We start from the raw sequence: 22,117 nt of genomic DNA, 5'->3' as shown, positions 1-22,117 counted from the left end.
ACCTCAAACTCGGTGACCCGAGAGCACCGGGTGCCCGGACGCCTCGGAGGAACAGCACCGCGATCGGTGCGCGTACAGCCTACGGGCAGAGGTCAGCAGACTTCTTCGAGATCCCGCCACTCGCGGCTGTCCGGGCTGTCGGCGACCCAGCCGTCCAGCAGCCCGCGCACCAGCCCGGCGGGGGCCGCGAGACCGCACTCGCGCTCCGGGACCCACAGGTCTCCGGCGCCCGCGGTGCGGTGGCCCAGCGGCCCGGGGTGGCCCGGCTCACTGTGATCGTGCGGGTCCAGGTGCTCCCCGTCGCCCTCGTCGCTCTCCATCCGGCTCTCCGAGCACGCCCGGCACAGCAGCCGTACGGAGGAGGACCAGTCCTCGGCGGCGAACCCGGCGTCCGAGGCCAGCTTCTCCAGCGCGTCCCGGTCGTCCTCGGTCGCCGCCTCCAGCAGCACCACCCAGGTCGGCACCGGGGACGGGGCCCACAGCTCGATCTCGTCGAACACCGGATACGAGGGCCCGGCCGCGGTGATCCGCTCGCCGTTGGGCACCCCGTCGTGCAGGACGACCTCGCCCCAGCGCCGCCCGGAGGACGGCAGCGGGATCGAGAGCACCTCGATCCGGGCCGGGTCGAGCCGGCGGCCCCAGACCACCTCGGCCTCGCCCTCCGGCGAGAGCCGGACGGCGGCGCTGCCGAGCTCCATACCGGTCGGCTCGGTGGTGGCCGCGCTGTGCTGACCGCCGCCGGGGACCTTCAGGCCGTACGCCTGCCAGGCCCGCCGCGCCAGCGGCCAGTCCTGGAGCGCGGTGGCCGCGATCCCGACGTTCCACCAGTCCGGGGCGCCCGACTCCCGGTCGAGCAGCGCGACGGCGCGCAGGCCCGCCGCCCTCGCCTGCTCCCAGTCGTGGCGGAACTTGTGCAGCAGCGCCAGATTGAACCAGGACTCCGAGAGCCAGGGCTCCAGATCCGCCGCGCGCGTCAGCAGCGCCCCCGCGTCCTCGTACCGGCCGTCGCCGATCAGCGTGAACGCGCGGTCCGTGGCCTGCCGCCAAGAGGCGGACGGCCGATGCCGTACCTTCCCGAAGATCCTCACGATTCCCGCCTGTCCCGACTGGACGCCCTCGTCATCCGCTCTGCTTTCGCATCCAACCATGCCCGGCCGGACGCCCGCTCATTACCCATGGGTTACCCAGCTCAGGCCGGGGTCAGACCGCCCCGTGCGAGACGCGTCCCAGCGCCTTCCACCACCTGTGGCCGGTGGCCCCGCCCGCTGCCGGGCACGTGCGGCTCCAGCACGGCCCCGGACATGCGTGGGCCGCTGGGCCCGGGCTATCGGGGCACAGCGGCCGTCCCACCGGATCCCAGGGATCCGCCGGTGCATCTGCGGGTGAATGACTACTCGGCGGCGGACGCCGACCGGTCGGTGTCCTGCACGGTCAGATCGTGTTCGGGCACGGCCTCGCCGGCCCGGATCAGGTCGATCCGGCCCATCACCTTGGAGCGCAGGTCGGTCGGGACGTCGTCCTGCCCGCAGCAGCGCTTGACCAGCTTCTTCACGGCCTGTTCGAGGCCGTACTTCTCCAGGCACGGGGAGCACTCCTCGAAGTGCACCTCGAACTTGGTGCAGTCGCCCTCGGGCATCTCCCGGTCGAGGAACTCGTAGAGATGGTCGAGGACCTCCGAGCAATCCGTCTCGTGCGGCTCTCCGCAGCTCATGAGGCCGAGCCCTTCCGATCGTCCGAGTCACCGGCGCCGGCCGCGACGAGCCCGCGCTCACGGGCGTAGTCCTCCAGCATGCCGCGCAACTGGCGGCGGCCACGGTGCAGCCGGGACATCACCGTACCGATGGGAGTCCCCATGATGTCCGCGATCTCCTTGTAGGCAAAGCCCTCGACATCGGCGAGATACACGGCGATGCGGAACTCCTCGGGAATCGCCTGGAGCGCCGACTTCACGTCGGAGTCCGGGAGATGGTCGAGCGCCTGGGACTCGGCCGAACGCAGACCGGTCGACATGTGCGACTCGGCCCGTGCCAGCTGCCAGTCCTCGATCTCCTCGGCGGCGCTGCGCTGGGGCTCCCGCTGCTTCTTGCGGTACGAGTTGATGAAGGTGTTGGTCAGAATGCGGTACATCCACGCCTTGAGGTTCGTACCCTCACGGAACTGGTGGAAGGAGCCGTACGCCTTGGCGTAGGTCTCCTGGACCAGGTCCTCGGCATCAGCCGGGTTGCGCGTCATGCGCAGCGCGGCCGAGTACATCTGGTCGAGAAAACCGAGGGCGTCCCGCTCGAAGCGCGCGTTGCGCTCGGCGGGCGTCTCCGGTGCACGGCCGTCGTCGGTCCCTGTGTCGGTCCCAGTGACCGGACCCACCTCCTCCAACGATGTGGCGGAGCCGAAACCGGACCCGCTCGCATCGGAGAATAGTCGACCTTGCTTCGAGACGGGCTGTCGATCAGCACCGCCCCGCGGCCGCTCGTGGCTGGTCCTCGCCGCAGGCAGCACGGTCCACTCCAGATCAGCGGCGTTCGAGCGGCTGGGGCAGATGGTCGAACCCATGCGACGGACTCCCTCTCCACGTACGACGTTCCTGTACCGACGTCCCGAACAACAGCGCCCCCGGGCGGAGCATTCCCGGGGTCTGTGCCAGGTGCGTGAGGCCCGGGTCACCCCGGGGCGGATCCGGTCAGCCGAGTGACGCGATCCACCCGGCCACCGCGTCGGTGAGGACGGCCATCGTCTGCTCCTCGGTCGCCCCGGACCGCTTCGGCACCGCGAACCCGTGGTCGCCGTGGGGCACTTCGGCCAGCTCATACGGGCCGGGCGGGAACTCGTCGGGCCGGCCGAACGGATCGTTGCCGCCCTGCACCACCAGCGTGGGCACTCCGGCGCCGAGCAGTTCGTCGGCGCGGGACTTCTCGGGCTTGCCCGGCGGGTGCAGCGGGAAGCTGAGCGCGAGGACGGCCGCCGCGCCCAGCTCCGTCGCCGTACGGCAGGCGACCCGGGCCCCGGCGCTGCGGCCCCCGGAGACGACGGGAAGCCCGGGGCGGCCAGGGCGGGCCACAGACCGCGCCAGCCGGTGTCCAGGGTCTTCGGGGCGGGCGCGACCTTCTTGCCGGCCACCCGCCACGGCTGCTCCACCAGGGCGACGGTGACGCCGTGCCCGGGCAGGGTCGCGGCCAGGGCCTTCAGATCGCGGGCCTCGATGCCGCCGCCCGCCCCGTGGCTCACGGCCAGCACGAGGCGGGGCGCGGGCGCTCGGACCCAGGTGATCCGGGCCTCACCGGCGTCGGTGGTGACGTTCTGCGTACGTGGTTGACGGCTCACCGCGCCATCCTCTCCCGCGCGCCCGCCCGGACCCCGCGCGCCGCTCAGAACAGCGTGGACTCCTCCGGCGCGGCCAGCTCCTCCAGCAGTTCGGGTCCGTTGTTGCGGACGTTGCTGACGGTGGTGGCGACCGGGTAGGCGCGCATCAGCCCGCCGGGCGGCGGCTCCAGCAGCGCGCGCAGCTCGTCGAGGCCCGTGTGCGTGGGGTCCAGCCAGGTGTCCCAGCGGTCGGGCGTGAGCATCAGCGGCATCCGGGGGTGGATGTCGGCGAGCGCGCCGGGCCCCTCGGCGGGGGCGACGGCCAGCGGGGTGGTCTCCGCCTCGGTGGTGATCACCGAGCACGTCACCCACCAGGCGTGTCCGTGGTCGCCGGGCAGGGTCGTGTCGCGCCAGAACTCGTACAGTCCGGCCATCGCGAACACGGACCCGTCGGCGGGGGTCACGAAGTAGGGCTGTTTACGGGCCCGCTTCTTGCCCTTCTTCTCCTCCAGCTGCCGTTCCTCCGAGCCGGTGACCCACTCGTAGTAGCCGTCGGCGGGCAGGATGCAGCGGCGCTGGGCGAAGGCACGGCGGAAGGAGGGCTTCTCGTGCACGGTCTCCGCGCGGGCGTTGATCATCCGGGCGGCGCCCTCGGGGGTCTTCGACCAGGACGGCACGAGTCCCCATTTCAGGGCACGCAGCTGGCGAACCGGACGCTGGTCGTCGGCGTCCTTAACAGGACGCTCCAGAACCGCGTAGACCTCTTTGGTCGGCGCCACGTTCCAGTCCGGCTCCAGGGTCTCGGTGGGTTCCCACTTCTCGACGCCGAAGAGCCCGGTCAGGTCCTCGGGGTTCCGGCTCGCTGCATACCGTCCGCACATAAGTGCCAGACTGCCACGACCGCCCGCCCCGACCGCAAGGAGTCGCCCGGCCGATGAACAGCACCGAATTGGGCGATCTGTGGGATCGCGTCACCGGAACCCAGTCCGCTCCCGAACAGTGGCTGGTGGTGGTGACGGCCACCCTGGCGCTCATCGCCGTCGTGCCCAACCCGCTATGGCGGCTCGCGCGCAACACCATCACCATCGCGCACGAGGGCGGCCACGGACTGGTGGCGCTGCTCACCGGGCGGCAGCTCTCCGGCATCCGGCTGCACTCGGACACCAGCGGCCTGACCGTGAGCCGCGGCAAGCCGACGGGGATCGGCATGATCCTCACGGCCGCCGCGGGCTACACGGCCCCCTCGCTGCTGGGCCTGGGCGGTGCCTGGCTGCTGACCAACGGCAGGATCACCCTCCTGCTGTGGGTGGCGACGGCCCTGCTCGCGGTGATGCTCGTGATGATCCGCAATGTGTACGGGGCCCTCACCGTCATCCTGACCGGCACCGCGTTCCTGCTGGTGTCCTGGCTGGCCTCCTCGGACGTCCAGTCGGCGTTCGCGTACGCGGTGGTGTGGTTCCTGCTGCTGGGCGGGGTGCGGCCGCCGTTCGAGCTCCAGTCCAAGCGGCGCCACGGCGGCGCCCCGGACTCCGACGCGGACCAGCTGGCCCGGCTGACCCACGCCCCGGCGGTGCTGTGGCTGTTCCTCTTCCACGCGGTGTCGCTGTGCTCGCTGATCGGCGGCGGGCGGTGGCTGCTGGGCTGGTGAGGGCCGGCCGGAGCGCCGCGGTCCGTACCACTCCTTCGTTACGAGGCGGTTTCCGCCCTTTTGGTGACGATCCGGGTTTGCGGGGAGCCACTAAAGTAAGGGCCATGACCGAGAGTTCCGTGCACCCCGCCCTCTGGCCCGCCCCCCACGCGAGCGGGGCCGTCGACGCGACCGTCACCGTGCCCGGATCCAAATCGGTCACCAACCGCGCACTCGTGCTGGCCTCGCTGGCCGCCGAGCCGGGCTGGCTGCGCCGCCCGCTGCGCTCCCGCGACACCCTGCTCATGGCCGACGCGCTGCGCGCCATGGGCGTCGGGATCGAGGAGACCGTCTCCTCCTCGTCCGCCTCCAGCCCGTCCGCCGCGGCCTCCCCGGACAGTTCGGGCGAGGCCTGGCGGGTCATCCCGGCGGGGCTGCACGGCCCGGCGGCGGTCGACGTCGGCAACGCCGGCACGGTCATGCGCTTCCTGCCGCCCGTCGCCACGCTCGCCGACGGCCCGGTCCGCTTCGACGGCGACCCCCGGTCCTACGAGCGCCCGCTGACCGGTGTGATCGAGGGGCTGCGGGCACTCGGTGCGCGGATCGACGACGACGGGCGCGGTGCGCTGCCGCTGACCGTGCACGGCGGCGGGGCACTGGAGGGCGGTCCGGTGGCGATCGACGCCTCGTCCTCCTCGCAGTTCGTCTCGGCGCTGCTGCTGTCGGGCCCGCGCTTCAACCAGGGCGTGGAGGTCCGGCACACCGGGTCCACACTCCCCTCGATGCCGCACATCCGGATGACCGTCGACATGCTGCGGGCCGTCGGCGCGCAGGTGGACGAACCGGAGACGGGCGGCGAGCGAGACGTGTGGCGGGTCTCGCCCTCCGCGCTGCTCGGCCGGGACCTGACGATCGAGCCGGACCTGTCCAACGCCCAGCCGTTCCTGGCCGCCGCCCTGGTGACCGGCGGCCGGGTCACGATCCCCGACTGGCCCGAGCGCACCACCCAGCCGGGTGACGCGCTGCGCGAGATCTTCACCGCGATGGGCGGCAGCTGCGAGCTGACCGAGCGCGGGCTGACCTTCACCGGCACGGGCCGTATCCACGGCATCGACGTGGACCTCGGCGAGGTCGGCGAGCTGACCCCGGGCATCGCGGCGGTCGCGGCGCTGGCCGACTCCCCCTCCACGCTGAGCGGCGTCGCCCATCTGCGGCTGCACGAGACGGACCGGCTGGCCGCGCTGACCAAGGAGATCAACGAGCTCGGCGGCGACGTCACCGAGACGGCCGACGGGCTGCACATCCGCCCGCGCCCGCTGCACGGCGGCGTCTTCCACACGTACGACGACCACCGCATGGCCACCGCCGGGGCGATCATCGGCCTGGCGGTGAAGGGCGTGGAGATCGAGAACGTGGGCACGACCGCCAAGACCCTGCCGGACTTCCCGGACATGTGGACCGGAATGCTCGGGGCCTAGAAGATGCGCCGCTACGGGAAGAACCCCGACGAGGACGACATCCGCGTCCGCCCCAACCGCAAGGGCAACCGGCCGCGCACGCACATCCGGCCCAAGCACGAGGACGCCGAGGACGGCATGGTCCTCACCGTCGACCGGGGCCGGCTCACCTGCCTCGTCGAGGGCCGGACCGTGGTGGCGATGAAGGCCCGCGAGCTGGGCCGCAAGGCCGCCGTGGTGGGCGACACCGTCTCCATCGTCGGCGATCTCTCCGGCGAGAAGGACACCCTGGCCCGGATCGTGCGGATCTCCCCGCGCCGTACGGTACTGCGCCGCACGGCGGACGACGACGATCCGTACGAGCGCGTGGTCGTCGCCAACGCGGACCAGCTGGCGATCGTCACCGCGCTGGCCGACCCGGAACCCCGCCCGCGCATGATCGACCGCTGTCTGGTGGCGGCGTACGACGGCGGGCTCACCCCGCTCCTGGTCCTGACCAAGTCCGACCTGGCGTCCGCGGACAAGCTGCTGGAGGCGTACACCCCGCTCGGCGTCCCGTACATCGTGACCAGCCGCGAGGAGCTGGAGAGCGGGGACGCGGCGGACCGGGTGCGCGAGTTCCTCAACGACCGCGTCACCGCCTTCGTCGGGCACTCCGGGGTCGGCAAGACGACGCTGGTCAACGCCCTGGTGCCGAAGGACCGGCGACGGACCACCGGCATCGTCAACGCGGTCACGGGCCGGGGGCGGCACACCACCACCTCGGCCCTCGCGCTGCCGCTGCCCGGCGACCGGGGCTGGGTGGTCGACACCCCGGGCGTGCGCTCCTTCGGGCTGCACCACGTCGACCCGTCCCGGGTCATCAACGCCTTCCCCGACCTCCAGCCGGGCACCGAGAACTGCCCGCGCGGCTGCACCCACGACGCGAACCAGCCGGAGTGCGCGCTGGACGCCTGGGTGGCGGAGGGGCACGCCGACCCGGCACGCCTGGACTCCCTGCGCCGGCTGCTCGCGACCCGGGAACGGCGCGAGGGCGACTGACAGCCCAGCCGGCCGGATTCGATCGGGTCGGCGCGGGCATGTTTGCGAGCTTCAACGACCGGTAAAGGCATAATCGCACCGAGCGGGACGAAGCCGTCACCTATGCGGGAGGCAACTGACGATGCCGTGGCTGCTGGTCGTGGTCGCAGGACTGCTGGAGACCGGCTTCGCCGTGTGTCTGAAGCTCTCCCACGGATTCACCCGGCTCTGGCCGACGATCGCGTTCGCCGCGTTCGCGCTGGGCAGTTTCGGTCTGCTGACCCTGGCGCTGAAGAAGCTCGACGTCGGTCCGGCGTACGCGGTGTGGACCGGGATCGGGGCGGCCGGGACGGCGATCTACGGCATGATCTTCCTCGGTGACGTGGTCTCCACGCTGAAGCTGGTGTCGATCTCGCTGGTGATCATCGGGGTGATCGGCCTCCAGCTGTCCGGATCGGCCCACTGAGGTCCGCCGGAACCGCCGCCCGCACCCCTTCCCGTACGAGCCCGAGCGCGCGGCTGTCCGCGGCGTCGTCGCCCGGCACCGGAACGATCACACAGGACAGCGCGAGGCGTAACGCGATCTCGCAGCGCCAGGCGGCGGCCCCGGGCGACACCGCGACCATCCGGTCCCGTACGAGCGCGAGCAGTTCCTCGGGGGCCGGCGGCGTTCTCCCGCCCGTACGCCCCCCGGAGCCCGGCAGCCGTTCCGGGCGGGGCAGCCCCTCCGCCCAGTACCCCGTGAGCAGCGCCTTGACCAGCACGTCCTGGCGGGCGGCCCGCACGGTCCAGAGCGCGACGGCGGCCGGGCGGTCGGGGGCGGGGGCGGTCAGCGCGCGGTCCACCCCGGCGAGATAGCCGTCGGCGGCCCGTCGCAGCAGGGCCCCGGCCAGTCCGCCCTTGGTGCCGAACTCGTTGTAGAGGGTCTGCCGCGAGACACCGGCCAGGGCGGCGACGTCGACCATGCGCACCGCGCGCCAGGGCCGGTCGTCCAACGCCCGGAGGGCGGCGTCCAGCAGGGCCTGCCGCGCTGTCGGCATCGTCGCCTCCCCCGCCCCGGGATCCTGCGGTTCAGAGTTGACGCGCTCCCGGGGGCTGTCAAGGGTCCCGGGCGGCTCGGGGGCGCTGTAGCCCGCGCCCGACGCCGCTGGATACTGTGACGGCATGCCCGATTACCACGATGATCTGCGCCTGGCCCACGTACTGGCGGACGCCGCCGACGCGACGACGATGGACCGGTTCAAGGCTCTCGACCTGAAGGTGGAGACCAAGCCGGACATGACGCCGGTGAGCGAGGCCGACAAGGCCGCCGAGGAGCTGATCCGGGGCCACCTGCAGCGGGCCCGCCCGAGGGACGCGATCCTGGGCGAGGAGTACGGGATCGAGGGCAGCGGACCGCGGCGCTGGGTGATCGACCCGATCGACGGCACCAAGAACTACGTACGTGGCGTACCGGTGTGGGCGACGCTGATCTCGCTGATGGAGGCGGGTGAGGACGGCTTCCAGCCGGTGATGGGAGTGGTCTCCGCGCCCGCGCTGAACCGGCGCTGGTGGGCGGCGAAGGGCGCGGGCGCGTTCACCGGCCGCAGCCTCACCTCCGCGACCCGGATGCACGTGTCGAAGGTGGAGCGGATCGCCGACGCCTCGTTCGCGTTCTCCTCGCTGTCCGGCTGGGAGGAGCAGGGCCGCCTCGACGGCCTCCTGGACCTCACCCGGGCCTGCTGGCGGACGCGGGGGTACGGGGACTTCTGGCCGTACATGATGGTGGCCGAGGGTTCCGTGGACATCTGCGCGGAGCCGGAGCTCTCGCTGTGGGACATGGCGGCGACCGCGATCATCGTGCAGGAGGCGGGCGGCCGGTTCACCTCGCTGGACGGGGTGGACGGTCCGGGCGGCGGAAACGCGGCGGCCTCCAACGGGCCGCTCCACGACGAGCTGCTGGGTTATCTGAACCAGCGGTACTGACCGCCCCTTTCGGGTCTGTCCTAAACCGTACGGTCCGCGAGATGTGCCGGGGGCGCCTTGTGTGCTTTTCGGGCGCCCTCCCCACGCTTCGCCCACCCCTTGTCGACCCGCCCCAAGGGTGCAACTCTGAGAGTCCCCCCACTTGTGAACTTGTGAATCGGCTCACAGAGTCGGCTCGCCGAGGAGGTGGCTCGTTTCATGCTCGTCCGTGACGCCATGAGCACGGTGGTCCTCACCATCGGCCCCACCCATACGCTCCGCCAGGCGGCCCGGCTGATGTCGGCCCGCCGCATCGGGGCAGCTGTCGTCCACGATCCGGACACCTGCGGGCTCGGCATCATCACCGAGCGCGACATCCTCGACGCGGTCGGATCGGGGCTGGACCCCGACCGGGAGACCGCGTCCGCCCACACCACTACCGACGTGGTGTTCGCCGCCCCGGCCTGGACCCTGGAGGAGGCCGCGGAAGCCATGACGCACGGCGGGTTCCGGCATCTGATCGTGCTGGACGGCGACGGGCCGGTGGGCATCGTGTCGGTGCGCGACATCATCCGCTGCTGGGCGCCCGCCCGGCGTACCGTCGCGGCCGCCGGCTGACCGCCCGCCCGGCGCGCGGCCGGCGCCGGAACGACCGGTGGGCCGGACCCCGCGAGGGGATCCGGCCCACGGTCGACGGCAGGCGTCCGGTCAGCCGCGAAGGGCCTGGACCGCGGCTTCCAGCCGCTTGCCGAAGTCGCCGTCCGCCTGGCGGAAGTTGTTGATCGCGCGCTCGGCGATGTCGTCGCGCGAGACCTTGGCGATGAACCCGGCGAGGTTCTCGATCAGCCGGACCTTCTCGCCCTCGGAGAAGAGCCGGTAGAGGTCGCCCGCCTGCACGAAGTCGCTGTCCTCCGCGTGGCCGGGGGCCTCGGTGTTCCCGGTGGCGCCGGTGACCGGGAGCGGCTGCCACAGCGGGCGGTCGGTCTGGAACGGGCCGCCGAAGCTGTTCGGCTCGTAGTTCTTGGCGCCCTGGTGACGGCCGTCGTAGAGGAAGCCGTCCCGGCTGTTGGTCCGCGCCTCGGTGGCGTGCGGGCGGTTCACCGGCAGGTGGTCGGCGTTGATGCCGACGCGGTAGCGGTGGGCGTCGCCGTACGCGAAGAGCCGGCCCTGGAGCATCTTGTCCGGGGACGGACCGATGCCCGGCACGAAGTGCGCGGGGCTGAAGATCGACTGCTCGACCTCGGCGAAGATGTTCTGCGGGTTGCGGTTGAGCTCCAGCTTGCCGATCTCGATCGGCGGGTAGTCCGCGTGCGGCCACACCTTGGTGAGGTCGAACGGGTTGAAGCGGTAGCCGGCCGCGTCCGCCGCGGGCATGATCTGGACCTGCACCGTCCAGGACGGGAAGTCACCGCGCTCGATCGACTCGCGCAGATCGCGCTGGTGGCTGTCGGGGTCGACACCGGAGAGCCGGACGGCCTCCTCGGTGGTGAGGTTCTTGATCCCCTGGTCGGTCTTGAAGTGGTACTTGACCCAGAAGACCTCGCCGGCCTCGTTGTTCCACTGGAACGTGTGCGAGCCGTACCCGTTCATGTGGCGCAGCGTGGCCGGGATGCCGCGGTCGCCGAAGAGCCAGGTCACCTGGTGCGTCGACTCGGGCGACAGACCCCAGAAGTCCCAGACGTTGTCCGCCTCCTGCGAGCCGGTGTACGGGTCGCGCTTCTGGGTGTGGATGAAGTCGGGGAACTTGATGGCGTCCTTGATGAAGAACACCGGGGTGTTGTTGCCGACGAGGTCGTAGTTGCCCTCCTCGGTGTAGAACTTCAGCGCGAAGCCACGGGGGTCGCGCGCGGCGTCGGCGGAGCCGAGGTTGCCCGCGACGGTGGAGAAGCGCAGGAAGGTCTCGGTCTGCTTGCCGACCTCGGAGAGGAACTTCGCCCGGGTCCACTGCGAGACGTCGCGCGTCAGCGTGAAGGTGCCGTACGCACCGGCGCCGCGGGCGTGCACGATCCGCTCCGGGATGCGCTCGCGGTTGAAGTGGGCGAGCTTCTCCAGCAGCGCCTGGTCCTGGACGAGAACCGGACCGCCGACGCCGGCGGTCTCGCTGTTCTGGTTGTCGGCTACCGGCGCGCCGGCCTCCGTGGTGAGCGGTCCCTGCGTCACGTGCGCCTCCTGCGTCATGTCCTGCACTTCGGTGATCGGCCGGCCTCGATCGTCGGTCCGATGTTCCGCACAGCCTGTCCCTTGGCGTATGCCGGTCCCGATCCTACAATGGACATTGTCTAAGTCAAGTGAGCATCCAAAGTCACTGAGCATCCAAAGTCACACCCGATCGGGACTCGGTCCCCCCACTGTTAGGCTGGGCTTCATGAGCGACCTGCTGGAACGACTTCGTGGACGCGGCTGGCGCATGACGGCGCAGCGGCGTGTCGTGGCCGAGGTCCTCGACGGGGACCACGTACACCTGACGGCGGACGAGGTCCACGCGAGGGCCGTTTCCCGGCTGCCCGAGATCTCGCGCGCCACCGTCTACAACACCCTCGGCGAGATGGTGTCCCTCGGTGAGGTGCTGGAGGTCTCCACCGACCGCCGGGCCAAGCGCTACGACCCGAACGCGCACCACCCGCACCACCACCTGGTGTGCGCCCGGTGCGGCGCCATCCGGGACGTGCACCCCGAGGGCAACCCGCTGGCGGACCTGCCGGCGGACGAGCGCTACGGCTTCATGGTCTCCGGCGTCGAGGTGACGTACCGCGGCATCTGCCCGAACTGCGCCGCCACCGCCTGACCAGGCCCTTCGGGCCCGCCTCCGGGCGGGCCCGGCTTTCCGCGGTCGCCGGACATGACGAAGGCCCGGATCTCGATGAGATCCGGGCCTTCGTCTTTTCAGTAGCGGGGACAGGATTTGAACCTGCGACCTCTGGGTTATGAGCCCAGCGAGCTACCGAGCTGCTCCACCCCGCGTCGGTGAATGCAACATTACGTCAGCAGGTCGGGCGGCGCAAATTCATTCACCCGGCCCGTGGGCCCGACAGGGTTACGCGGTCAGCTCCTGGTGCAGCGCCTCGCGCAGCCGCGCGGCCCGCTCGGCCACCTCGGCCGGGCCCAGCTCCACCGCCCGGGCGCACCAGCGCTGCCCCTCGGTGAGCTCGCCCCGACGGGCGGCGAGGAGCGCCAGGCGCAGCGCGGCACGGCCGTGCCCGGCGGCGGCCGCACGGCTCCACCACAGGGCGGCCTCGCGCTCGCTGCCCTCGCGGGCCAGCAGCAGCCCGAGGTTGAAGGCCCCGTTGCGGCTGCCCGCCTCGGCGGCCTCCCGGTACCAGTGGGCGGCGCTCTCCACGTCCCCGCGGGCGGCGGCGAGCATGCCGACCCGGACCTGGGCGCGGCGGTGGCCCTGCTGGGCGGCCCGCTCGTACCACTCCTCGCACTCGGTCTTCTCCGGCATCGGCTCGCCCAGCGCGGGCGGTCCCGGCGGCGGCTGGCGCGCGTCCAGCACCCCGGCCAGCCGGAACGCGGCCTCGGCGCTGCCGCCGCCCGCGGCGCAGCGCAGGTGTCGCTCGGCCTCCCGGTCCTCGCCGTCGCGCAGCAGGGCCATGCCGACCTGGAGCGCGGCGTCGGTGTGCCCGGCCGCCGCGGCGCGCTCGTACCAGCCCAGCGCTGTACGGTCCTCGTCGCGTCCGGCGTGCAGGATGCCGAGATTGAAGGCCGCGTCGACGCTGCCCGCCTCGGCCGCCTTGGAGAACCAGGGCTCGGCCCCGGTGTGGTCGCCGGCCTGGAGGAGCAGCACCGCGAGCGCGTTGGCGGCCTCGCGGTGTCCGGCGTACGCGGCGCGGCGGTACCACTGCTCGGCCTGCGGGGTGCGGTCCTGGGCGGCACAGAGCAGCCCGAGGTTGTACGCCCCGTTGACGTCGCCCGCGTCCATGGCGGCCCGGTACCAGCGCTCGGCGGTCTGCTGCTCACCGCGTGCGGCGTGCAGCGCGCCGAGCGCGTTGGCGGCGTTGCCGTCGCCGTCCTGGGCGGCGCGCAGCCACCACACGGCGGCGCTCTCCTCGTCGCCCGCGTCGCGCAGCAGGAAGCCCAGCGCGCAGGCGGCGCGCGGCTCGCCGTCCTTGGCTGAGGTGAGGTACCAGCGGCCGGCCTCCTTGAGCTCGCCGCGCTGCTCCAGGATCGCGCCGAGGTGCAGGGCGGCGCGCCGGTGGCCCCGGGCGGCGGCCTGGCGGTACCACTGCTCGGCCTCGCCGACCCGGCCGGCGGCGGGTCCCGCCACGGGGCTGTCGCCGTCGGCCGCGCTCCTGGCACCCGCGGGACCGCTCGCCAGTCCCCCACGGGAGGGTGCGGGCGGGTCGCCGGGGAGGCCGAGGCCCGTTCCGGTTCGCCCGGAAGCGGCGCCCCGGCCCAGGCCGAAGGCGTCGTGCGGGTCCTCGACCGCCTTCCGCTCCAGGGCCCGGGCCAACCGGTAGGCGGCCTCACGGTGCCCCTGTTCGGCGGCGGCGCGCAGCCAGCGCTCGGCGCCGACGTCGCCCCGGTGCTCCAGGAGGTCGGCCAGCGCGTACGCGCCCAGCGCGTGGCCCTGCTCGGCGGACTGACGCAGCCAGTACTCCGCGCCGGGCTCGTCTCCGCGCTCGCGGAAGTGCCGGCCGAGCGCGTGCGCGGCGGCGGCGGATCCAGCGACGGCGGCGATACGCCACCAGCCGGCGGCCTCGTCCGGGTAGCCGCGCTGGTGCAGCAGGACGCCCAGGTTGTTCGCGGCGGCGCGGTCCCCGTCGGCGGTGGCGGCGCGCAGATACCGCTCGGCGCCGTCCAGCTCGCCGCGGCGCAGCAGCAGCGCGCCCAGGACGCTCATGGACGCGGTGTCCCCCGCGTCGGCGGCGCGCCGGTGGCGCGCCTCGCTCTCGGCGCTGTCCGCGGCGTCGACCGCGTCCGTGGTGTCCTCGTCGGACGCGCTCGCGTCGATGGCGCCGGTCCGCTGGACCGGTGCGCCCGCCCCGGCGATGGCAGCAGCGAAAGCCGCGTCTACCGCGCTTTCCCCATCTTGGCCGCGCTGCTGCACAAACCGCCCTGTCTCCAACAGAGTTGCCCTGTCCCCCATAAATACCATCGTCGCACCACCTGTAACCCGCGTACACCTGGTATATCGCGGCCAGTGAGGTCACTACAGCGTTTTGTCGACATGCCCACAGGGAGACAAGTCAAACACGCTCAAAGGCAACTGCTGCCCAGCGAACCGCACTTCACGCCCACAGCTTGGGACCGACACGGCCCGCACGCACAACAGGCACGACGAAGGCCCGGATCCCAAGGGATCCGGGCCTTCGTCTTTTCCGTAGCGGGGACAGGATTTGAACCTGCGACCTCTGGGTTATGAGCCCAGCGAGCTACCGAGCTGCTCCACCCCGCGTCGTTGTGTTCAAACCGTACCACGACGCGGGGTGGAGTCTTCTCAGCTGCCCTGGTCGGAGCCCCTCTCGGCCCCTTCGGCGGCATCCGGCTTCCGCGCCGGATCCGCCTTGTCCGCGTCCGCTGGCTTACCGGCGCTCGCGGGCTCGGCCGAGCTGTCCGGCTTGGCGTCGCCCGCCGGCTTCTCGGCGCCGTCGGCCTTGTCGCCCTCGCTGCCCGCCTTGGGCTGCGCGGCGGCGGCTCGCTCCAGAGCGTCCTGAAGAGCCTCCTGGGCCTTGCCGTAGGCCGGCCAGTCCTGCTCCTGCAGCGCCTTCTCACCGTCGGAGTACGCCTTCTGGGCGTCCGCGATGGCCTTCTTGAGCGCTGCGCTGCCGGTGGCCGGGGGCTCATCGGTCTCGCCCGGCGGCTCATCGGGATCGGGCGGTGGCGTGACCCCGTCGTCCTCGACCCCGAAGACGGCGTTGAGCGCCTCCCCGAGGCTGTTCTCAAAGACGATCTTCGAGCCGTACGAGGCGGCCACCTTGCGCAGCAGCGGGTAGTTCTGGTTGCCACCGCGTGTGTAGACCGGCTCGATGTAGAGGAACCCGCCCTCCAGCGGAACCGTCAGCAGGTTGCCGTACTCGATGTCCGAGTCGGTGCCCTTGAGGTTCCTCACGAACTCGGCGACGTCGTCGTTGCCGTTGAGCTCACTCTGTACCTGGCCCGGGCCCTTCACGGTGGAGGTGACCCGCAGCAGCCGCATCTCGCCGTAGTCCTTGCTGGCCGCGTCCGCGTTCACCGCCATGAAGGCACCCAGGTTGGGCCTGCCTCGGGGGGTGAACGTGGTGGTCAGCGAGAACTGCTGCGCTTCCTGGCCCGGCATCTTCATGCTCAGGTAGTACGGCGGGACGGAGCCGGGCTCCTTGTTGGTCGGGTCGTCCGGCACCTGCCACGCGTCACTGCCGCTGTAGAACTGCGCGGGGTCCTCGACGTGATAGCGGGTGAGCAGCTCGCGCTGGACCTTGAAGAGGTCCTGCGGATACCGCAGGTGGTCCATGAGCTCCTTGGGAATCTCTCCGCGGGACTCGACCGTCCCCGGGAACGCCTTGCGCCAGGTCTTGAGGACCGGGTCCTTGGTGTCCCACTCGTAGAGCTTGACCTTGCCGTCGTAGGCGTCGACGGTGGCCTTCACCGAGTTGCGGATGTAGTTGACCTGGTTCTGCTGGGCGACGACCGCGCGCTGGTTGGTGGTCAGCGAGTCGGCCGTGGTGTCGCCGAGCGTGGTCCGGGACGCGTACGGGTAGCCGTTGCTCGTGGTGTACGCGTCGACGATCCACTGGATCCGGCCGTCGACGACCGCCGGGTAGGCGTCGCCGTCGATGGTCAGCCACGGGGCGACCGCCTCGACGCGCTCCTTGGGCGTGCGGTTGTACAGGATCCGCGAGCCCTCACCGATGGCTCCCGAGTACATGATCTGCGGCTCGCTGAAGGAGACCGCGTACGCGGCACGGTTGAAGGTGTTGGAGAGACTGACCCCGCTGTCGCCCTTGTAGCTGGTGGTCTTCTCGCCGTCCTCCTCGTAGTCGAGCTCCTTCTGGGGCCCGCCGACGATGGAGTACTGCTCGGTCTTCTCGCCGTAGTAGATCCGCTGCTCGTACTTGCCGAACTCACCGGTGGAGGGCAGCCCCGACTCGGTGAAGTCCGGGGATCCCGTCGGGTTCGTCCCGGTGGTCGTGCCCCGGGCCGCGATGGCGCCGTAGCCGTGGGTGTACGTGAAGTGGTCGTTGATCCAGTTCCGCTTGGGCAGGCCCTGGATGTTCAGCTCACGCAGACCGATGACGGTGTCCTGCTCCTTGCCGTCCTCGTCCTTGTAGCGGTCGACGTCCAGCGTCTTGGGGAACTGGTAGTAGTTCCTCCGCTGCTGGAGCTGCTGGAAGGCCGGGGAGACGACGTTGGGGTCCATCACGCGGTAGCTGGCGGCCGTGTTGGCCGCCGCCCGCAGCTTGCTGTCGTCCTCCGTCGTCGCCTGGCCCTCGTAGTCGTCCACCGTGGCGTCATCGATGTCATACGCGTCGCGTGTGGCATTGATGTTCTTCTTGATGAACTCCGCTTCCTTGGCCTGCTCGTTCGGCTGCACCTGGAACTTCTGCACGATCGCCGGGTAGAGCCCCCCGATCAGGATCGCCGAGAGCACCATCAGGCCGAAGCCGATGACCGGGAGCTGCCAGGTGCGGCGCCACAGCGTCGCGAAGAACAGCACGGCGCAGATGGCCGCGATGCAGAACAGGATGGTCTTCGCCGGGAGGTAGGCGTTGGCGTCGACGTACCGCAGGCCCGTCCAGTTGTCCGCGGCCTTGAAGTCACTGGACTTCACCGCCAGCCCGTACCGGTCGAGCCAGTACGCCACGGCCTTGAGGGAGACGAAGATGCCCAGCAGCACCGAGAGGTGGCCGGTGGCCGCCCCGGTGGCACGGGCGCCGGGGCTGGTGATGCGCAGCCCGCCGTACAGATAGTGGGTCAGCGCGGCGGCGATCAGCGAGAGCACGGTCGCCGCGAAGCCGAAGCCCAGCAGGAAGCGGTACCACGGCAGGTCGAAAGCGAAGAAGGCGACGTCCAGCCCGAACTGGGGGTCCTTCTGCCCGAACGGCACGCCGTTGACGTAGAGCAGCCACGTACGCCACTGGCCGGAGGCGGAAGCTCCGCCGATCAGTGCGACGAGCGCCGTGACGGCGAGCAGCACCCACTTCTTGTAGGGGGCGATGCTCATCCGGTAGCGGTCCAGGCTCTGCTGCTCCAGAGACATCGCGCTCAGCGGCGGCCTGAGCCGGTGCGCGAGCCAGATGTTCACACCGATGGCGATCGCCATCAGCAGTCCGAAGACGAGGAACAGCCCGATCTTGGTCCACAGGGTGGTGGTGAAGACGGATGAATACGCGACCGACCTGTACCAGAGCCAGTCCGTCCAGAACCCGGCGAACATGACGAAGGCCATGGCGAGAACCGCCAGGACACCCAAAGTCATGAGCAGGGTACGGGCGCGCCGGGACGGGCGGCCGACTCTGATCCGTGGCCCGGTCGGGCCTCCGCCGCGGTCCGGCATCTGGAAAGCCAACGTGCGCACCTCGTAGTTCGCGGTCGTGTGGACAGGCCCAGCGGTCCTAGAGCCCACCTATGCAACTTACTGAGGCTTTACCTAGTTCCCGTTCCCGGGGCAGAAGGAGGCAGGATATTGCCCATGCCCAACGTTTCCCCCGCAGGACCCCCGATGGCCGCGAGTCCGCTCACCGTCGCCGTCCTCGAAATCGACGCCTATGCCTCCAACCTCGGCTGGGACCAGCCCGCCCGGCTGTTCGCCCTGGTCGACACCGCACAGCTCCGGGTCCAGGAGCCCTCTCTCGCCGCTCAGCTGGGCCTTGAGGACCCCAGCTCCTCCGTCGCCGCGCTCACCCCGATCGAGCAGGACGAACTTCCGCCGGGCACCGCGCTCGACGACTTCCTCGGCACGATCGCCTGGCCCGACGCCGTGGTCGGCTGTGCCATGACGGTGGAGCGGCTGATGCTGCCGCCGTCCGCCGAGGCATCCGTGCCGGACGGTCTGAAGGACAAGCAGCTGACCCAGTGGGTCGCCAAGCACCCCGATCGGCAGGAGGTACGGATGACCGTGGCCGTCCTGCGGGACGGTGCCCGCGAGTCCGCCGTACGGCTGCGCGAGAAGGACTCCCCCACCGAGGTGCTGACCGGCGCCGGTCTGGTGCCCGGCCTCGCCGAGGCGCTCGCGGCGACGTTCGAGTCCTGATCGGGCCGCTGCCCGGGGCCGTCGTGCGGTTCCCGGGCGGCGCGGCCGTCAGCCGGTCGAGCAGCTCGGCAGGCCCGCGGTCTTCCCCGTACGGATCTGCTCCATCGACTTCGTGGCGTCCTCGATGGTCTTGACCCGCACCAGAGTGAGCCCGTCCGGCGTGTCGGCGGCGGCCGACGCGCAGTTGTCGTCGGGCGTGAGGAAGTAGCGGGCGCCGGCGTTCCGGGCGCCGACCAGCTTCATGGTGATGCCGCCGATCGGGCCGACCGTGCCCGCGTCGTCGATGGTGCCGGTGCCCGCGACGAACTTGCCGCCGGTCAGGTCACCCGGGGTGATCTTGTCGATGATGCCGAGGGAGAACATCAGACCGGCACTCGGACCGCCGACGTCCGCGAGCTTGATGTCGATCTCGAACGGGAACGTGTGGTCCGTCCCGGCCCTGATCCCGACGATCGCCCGGTCCTTCCCGCCCTCCTCGCCGTCGCCCTCGGCGGCGGGGGCCTTCGCCGTCCTGATGGTGATCTCCTCGCCGCCCTCGGGGGCGCGCCCGGCCTTCTCGGCCGCGGCGGCGGTCTTCGCCGGGATGATGGTGAAGGTGACGTCCTCGCCCGGCTGGTGCTGGGTGACGAGCTTCGCGACGTCGCCGGGCTCCTTGACCGCGGTGCCGTCGACGGCCTTGATCACGTCCCCCGCGTGCAGCTTGTCCTCCGAGGGGCTGCCCTTGACCACCGTGGAGACCACGACCTGGGTGGCGACCGGGATGTCCAGTTCCTTCAGGGCGGCCACCTTGGCGCTCTCCTGGGACTGGCTGAACTCCTCGGCGTTCTCCTGGGTGGACTGCTCCTCGGTCTTGCCGTCCGGGTAGAGCGTGTCGTGCGGCACCACGACGCTGTCGTGGGCCAGCCAGCCGTAGACGGCCTCGAAGATGTTCATCCGGTAGTCCGCCCCGGTGACGCGGACCGTCGTCATGTTGAGGTGCCCGGATGCCGGGTACGTCTTGCGACCGGAGATCTGCAGGACGGGCTCGCCACGCGCGTCGCCCAGCGTGTTCACCGTCGGTCCGGGGGACATCTCCGAGTACGGCACTTTGATCAGCACGCCTGCGCAGAGCAGCGCGATGAGGACGAGGGCGGAGGCGAGCATCGTCGCGGTGCTGCGTGGCATGGAACGACAGTACGGGAAGGGCCTGTCAGTGCACCGCCGGGGCCGGTCCGTACGAGGAGACCGGAACGCGGCGGAAGGGGGTCACGCGGCGTGCGTCGGTCTTCAGAGAGCCCCGGAACCGGAGTGCGATTTCTCCATCGCGTCACGGAACCTGGCGTAGCCGGCGAGTTCGGTGACATCGCCGGTCGTGCGATTGCGGGCAGCCCAACTCGCCCATATCGCACCACCGACAGCAGCGAAAAGTGGAATCAACAGCCAAGCGAGTGCCGCCATCACGACCTCCCTACCCCATGAGCGACCGGATGCCCGATCAGCAGATTAACGATCCGGAAGACCAACGCTCGTGGCGGGGGTGCGGTTACGCAAATCGGGGCTGATGCGCCCCGGTCCGGTTTGCGCTCAGCAGGCTCCGACCCACTCCTCCGTGCCGTCCGAGAAGCGCTGGTGTTTCCAGATCGGAACCTCGTGCTTGAGGTCGTCGATGAGCTTGCGGCAGGCGTCGAAGGCCTCGGCGCGGTGCGGGCAGGCGACGGCGACGACCACGGCCAGGTCGCCCACCTCCAGTTCACCCACTCGGTGGACGGCCGCCAGTGCGCGGACCGGGTGGTCGGCGACGACCTTCTCCGCCACTCGGCGCAGTTCGTCCTCGGCCGAGGGGTGACAGGAATAGCCGAGCGCGCCGACGTCCTGTCCCGCGTCGTGGTTGCGCACGGTGCCGACGAAGAGCGCGATGCCGCCCGCCGCGTCGTCGCCGACCGCGCGGAAGACCTCGTCGACGGAGAGCGGGGTGTCCCGGATCGCCAGCAGCCGGATGGGGTCGGCCGCCGCGTGCTCGCCGGGATGGTCGTGGGTGGGTGCCATGCTCCCATCGTGCCGTACGGCTCCGGCATCCCGGAATTGCCTGTTCTTCCGGCGGCCGGCCGGCCGGTTTGGAGCCTCCTACAGGGCCTCGGGCGCGGTCGGGCGGTCAGATGCGGCGGCGGGCCTTGCGGGCGCGGCGCACCACGGCGGCCGCGCCGAGCAGGGCGACCGTGGCTCCGGCGGCTCCGGCGGCGGTGGCGTCCTTGCGGCCGAGGCGGCGTCCGGCGAGCGTGTGGCGGCCCTCGACCTCTTCGAGGAGGGCTCCGAGTACCTCCTCGTTCGTCCACTTCGGCCGCCAGCCCACGTCGTGCAGCCTGCTCACGCTGACCACCCAGGGGTGCATCGTGTACGCCAGGTCACCGGCCGGGGACGGGGTGAGGCCGATCCGGTGCAGCCGGGCCGCGGCCCCGAGCGCGACGGCGGAGGGCAGTTCCATCCGGCGTACGCCGCTGAGTTCCTCGACCTCCTCCTGCTCCAGCCAGCCGTCGCAGCCGACCGCGAACTCGCCGTCGATCTTCTCCAGGGCGGCGTACTCCAGCGCCGTCACCAGGTCCTCGACGTGGCAGAACTGCCAGGTGGGGCGGGATCCGGCGACGACCAGGAGGCGCGGGGACTCGAAGTAGCGGGTCAGGGCGGTGTCGGTGCCGCCGACCAGGACGGTGGGGCGCACGACGGTGACATTGAGCCCGGGGTGGGCGCGCGGGGCCCGGCGGCCGAGCCGCTCGATCTCCAGGAGGTCGCCGACGCCGGTGGCCTCGGCGGTGGCACGCAGTTCGGCGTCCTCGGAGAGCGGCACATCGTTGTCGGCGAGCGCCCCGTAGACCATCGCCGAGGTGCACAGCACGACCCGGTGGACCCCGACGGCCGCCGCGGCGGTGAGCACGGTCTGGGTGCCGCGTACGTTGTACGCGGTGCGGGCGGCGGGGTCGGTCTCCAGGTCGAGATCGAGGGCAAGGTGGACGACGACGTCCGCGCCGCGCAGTTTCTCGGCGATCGCCGGATCCCGTACGTCCAGAATGTGCCAGGTCGCCTCGGAGACCTCTCCCCGGCGCTCGTCGATCGCGATGACCTGCTTGATCGCGTCCGATGCGGCGAGGTGGGCGGTCAGCAGTTCGCCGATGCCGGTGGCGGCGCCGGTGACCGCGACGACGGGGCCCCGGTTTCTGGGGGTCCTGGGGCGTTTCGTTTCGGGTGTGCTCTCGGGAGGGGGGTCGGTCAGGTTTCGCGCTGCGCGAACCTGCGGATCTGGGGAACTCACCGGGCGTCTCCAGCGGTTGTCTTCAGTACGTACCCGAATGACGCGTACGTACCAGGTGGCGTCCATCCTGCCGCAGGCCGGGAGTCGGCGGAGCACTGAGGCCCGAAGCGGGCGTGGTGTCTACGCTGGATGGTGATGTCGGGCAGTCGCCGTCGGTTCGAGCCGGCGGCCCTACGAGCCGAGGAAACCCGTGAGTGACACCCCATTCGGATTCGGCCTTCCGCCGGAGGAGCCGGAGAACGGCGACGAGGGCAAGAAGAAGGACCCCACCGAAGGTGGGCAGAGCGCGGGCGGGCCCGGGGGCCCGTTCGGATTCGGGC

20 protein-coding genes and 2 tRNA genes are annotated in these 22,117 nt (G+C 71.2%); 8 read left to right on the top strand and 14 right to left on the bottom strand.

Going from position 1 to position 22,117, the window contains the following annotated elements:
* Positions 1–92 precede the first annotated feature (92 nt).
* The 5 genes from HET64_RS11730 to HET64_RS11710 all read right to left on the bottom strand — a co-directional run bounded on the left by HET64_RS11730 (position 93) and on the right by HET64_RS11710 (position 4,178).
* Positions 93–1,088, bottom strand: coding sequence for a hypothetical protein (locus HET64_RS11730; RefSeq protein WP_007458156.1), 996 nt, complete (start codon positions 1,086–1,088; stop codon positions 93–95).
* 302 nt (positions 1,089–1,390) lie between these two features.
* Positions 1,391–1,711: a mycothiol system anti-sigma-R factor gene (gene rsrA / locus HET64_RS11725; protein WP_215104586.1), complete on the bottom strand. Its 321-nt coding sequence runs from the start codon at positions 1,709–1,711 to the stop codon at positions 1,391–1,393.
* Positions 1,708–2,364, bottom strand: coding sequence for a sigma-70 family RNA polymerase sigma factor (locus tag HET64_RS11720; RefSeq protein ID WP_010061546.1), 657 nt, complete (start codon positions 2,362–2,364; stop codon positions 1,708–1,710). Before HET64_RS11720 ends, rsrA begins: the two co-directional genes overlap by 4 nt.
* A gap of 313 nt (positions 2,365–2,677) precedes the next feature.
* Positions 2,678–3,055, bottom strand: coding sequence for an alpha/beta family hydrolase (locus tag HET64_RS39875; protein WP_308369989.1), 378 nt, complete (start codon positions 3,053–3,055; stop codon positions 2,678–2,680).
* Between the two features lie 307 nt (positions 3,056–3,362).
* Positions 3,363–4,178 (bottom strand): SOS response-associated peptidase, encoded by an 816-nt coding sequence (locus HET64_RS11710; RefSeq protein WP_215104585.1) that lies wholly within the window; start codon positions 4,176–4,178, stop codon positions 3,363–3,365.
* A gap of 53 nt (positions 4,179–4,231) precedes the next feature.
* Here HET64_RS11710 and HET64_RS11705 point away from each other — a divergent pair, with 53 nt between their 5' ends.
* From HET64_RS11705 to HET64_RS11690, 4 genes are all read left to right on the top strand, one after another.
* A complete protein-coding gene (locus HET64_RS11705) occupies positions 4,232–4,945 on the top strand; it encodes a M50 family metallopeptidase (protein WP_215104583.1) in 714 nt (237 codons plus the stop codon).
* 104 nt (positions 4,946–5,049) lie between these two features.
* Entirely contained in the window at positions 5,050–6,402 is a 1,353-nt protein-coding gene (gene aroA / locus HET64_RS11700; RefSeq protein WP_215104580.1) for a 3-phosphoshikimate 1-carboxyvinyltransferase, read from the top strand.
* A 3-nt stretch (positions 6,403–6,405) separates the two neighbouring features.
* Positions 6,406–7,422, top strand: a complete 1,017-nt coding sequence (gene rsgA / locus HET64_RS11695) for a ribosome small subunit-dependent GTPase A (RefSeq protein WP_215104578.1) — start codon at positions 6,406–6,408, stop codon at positions 7,420–7,422.
* Between the two features lie 121 nt (positions 7,423–7,543).
* Positions 7,544–7,867 carry a multidrug efflux SMR transporter gene (locus HET64_RS11690; protein ID WP_010061553.1) on the top strand — a complete coding sequence of 108 codons (324 nt, stop codon included), beginning with the start codon at positions 7,544–7,546 and terminating at the stop codon, positions 7,865–7,867.
* Here HET64_RS11690 and HET64_RS11685 read toward each other — a convergent pair.
* A complete protein-coding gene (locus HET64_RS11685) occupies positions 7,824–8,441 on the bottom strand; it encodes a TetR/AcrR family transcriptional regulator (protein ID WP_215104576.1) in 618 nt (205 codons plus the stop codon). The two genes, HET64_RS11690 and HET64_RS11685, sit on opposite strands and share 44 nt — an antisense overlap.
* Positions 8,442–8,565: 124 nt before the next feature.
* Here HET64_RS11685 and hisN point away from each other — a divergent pair, with 124 nt between their 5' ends.
* On the top strand, positions 8,566–9,366 hold the full coding sequence (gene hisN, locus HET64_RS11680) for a histidinol-phosphatase (protein WP_215104574.1): 801 nt from the start codon (positions 8,566–8,568) through the stop codon (positions 9,364–9,366).
* 198 nt (positions 9,367–9,564) lie between these two features.
* Positions 9,565–9,963 (top strand): cyclic nucleotide-binding/CBS domain-containing protein, encoded by a 399-nt coding sequence (locus HET64_RS11675; protein WP_215104572.1) that lies wholly within the window; start codon positions 9,565–9,567, stop codon positions 9,961–9,963.
* A gap of 90 nt (positions 9,964–10,053) precedes the next feature.
* Here the strand turns inward: HET64_RS11675 and HET64_RS11670 are convergent, their stop codons facing one another.
* Entirely contained in the window at positions 10,054–11,523 is a 1,470-nt protein-coding gene (locus tag HET64_RS11670; protein WP_251145182.1) for a catalase, read from the bottom strand.
* Between the two features lie 187 nt (positions 11,524–11,710).
* Here HET64_RS11670 and HET64_RS11665 point away from each other — a divergent pair, with 187 nt between their 5' ends.
* Positions 11,711–12,130 (top strand): Fur family transcriptional regulator, encoded by a 420-nt coding sequence (locus tag HET64_RS11665; RefSeq protein WP_215104561.1) that lies wholly within the window; start codon positions 11,711–11,713, stop codon positions 12,128–12,130.
* A 102-nt stretch (positions 12,131–12,232) separates the two neighbouring features.
* Here the strand turns inward: HET64_RS11665 and HET64_RS11660 are convergent.
* The 4 genes from HET64_RS11660 to HET64_RS11645 all read right to left on the bottom strand — a co-directional run bounded on the left by HET64_RS11660 (position 12,233) and on the right by HET64_RS11645 (position 17,818).
* Positions 12,233–12,306 (bottom strand) — tRNA-Met (locus tag HET64_RS11660).
* 73 nt (positions 12,307–12,379) lie between these two features.
* Complete coding sequence (locus tag HET64_RS11655; RefSeq protein ID WP_215104560.1) at positions 12,380–14,440, bottom strand: tetratricopeptide repeat protein; 2,061 nt, start codon at positions 14,438–14,440, stop codon at positions 12,380–12,382.
* Positions 14,441–14,666: 226 nt separating this feature from the next.
* Positions 14,667–14,740, bottom strand: a tRNA-Met gene (locus tag HET64_RS11650).
* Positions 14,741–14,782: 42 nt separating this feature from the next.
* A complete protein-coding gene (locus HET64_RS11645) occupies positions 14,783–17,818 on the bottom strand; it encodes a UPF0182 family protein (protein ID WP_215104613.1) in 3,036 nt (1,011 codons plus the stop codon).
* Positions 17,819–17,953: 135 nt separating this feature from the next.
* Here HET64_RS11645 and HET64_RS11640 point away from each other — a divergent pair, with 135 nt between their 5' ends.
* Positions 17,954–18,514 carry a PPA1309 family protein gene (locus HET64_RS11640; RefSeq protein ID WP_251145181.1) on the top strand — a complete coding sequence of 187 codons (561 nt, stop codon included), beginning with the start codon at positions 17,954–17,956 and terminating at the stop codon, positions 18,512–18,514.
* Between the two features lie 48 nt (positions 18,515–18,562).
* Here HET64_RS11640 and HET64_RS11635 read toward each other — a convergent pair whose 3' ends face one another.
* The 3 genes from HET64_RS11635 to HET64_RS11625 all read right to left on the bottom strand — a co-directional run bounded on the left by HET64_RS11635 (position 18,563) and on the right by HET64_RS11625 (position 21,797).
* Positions 18,563–19,678, bottom strand: coding sequence for a PDZ domain-containing protein (locus tag HET64_RS11635; RefSeq protein ID WP_215104558.1), 1,116 nt, complete (start codon positions 19,676–19,678; stop codon positions 18,563–18,565).
* A gap of 399 nt (positions 19,679–20,077) precedes the next feature.
* A complete protein-coding gene (locus HET64_RS11630; RefSeq protein ID WP_215104556.1) occupies positions 20,078–20,539 on the bottom strand; it encodes a molybdenum cofactor biosynthesis protein MoaE in 462 nt (153 codons plus the stop codon).
* 106 nt (positions 20,540–20,645) lie between these two features.
* Complete coding sequence (locus HET64_RS11625) at positions 20,646–21,797, bottom strand: SDR family oxidoreductase (RefSeq protein ID WP_215104554.1); 1,152 nt, start codon at positions 21,795–21,797, stop codon at positions 20,646–20,648.
* Positions 21,798–22,117: the final 320 nt, after the last annotated feature.

This window comes from Streptomyces sp. McG3, assembly GCF_018619185.1.
Classification (GTDB): Bacteria; Actinomycetota; Actinomycetes; order Streptomycetales; family Streptomycetaceae; genus Streptomyces.
The sequence above is the reverse complement of the archived record's forward strand: the minus strand, read 5'-3'. Positions and strand labels throughout refer to the sequence as shown.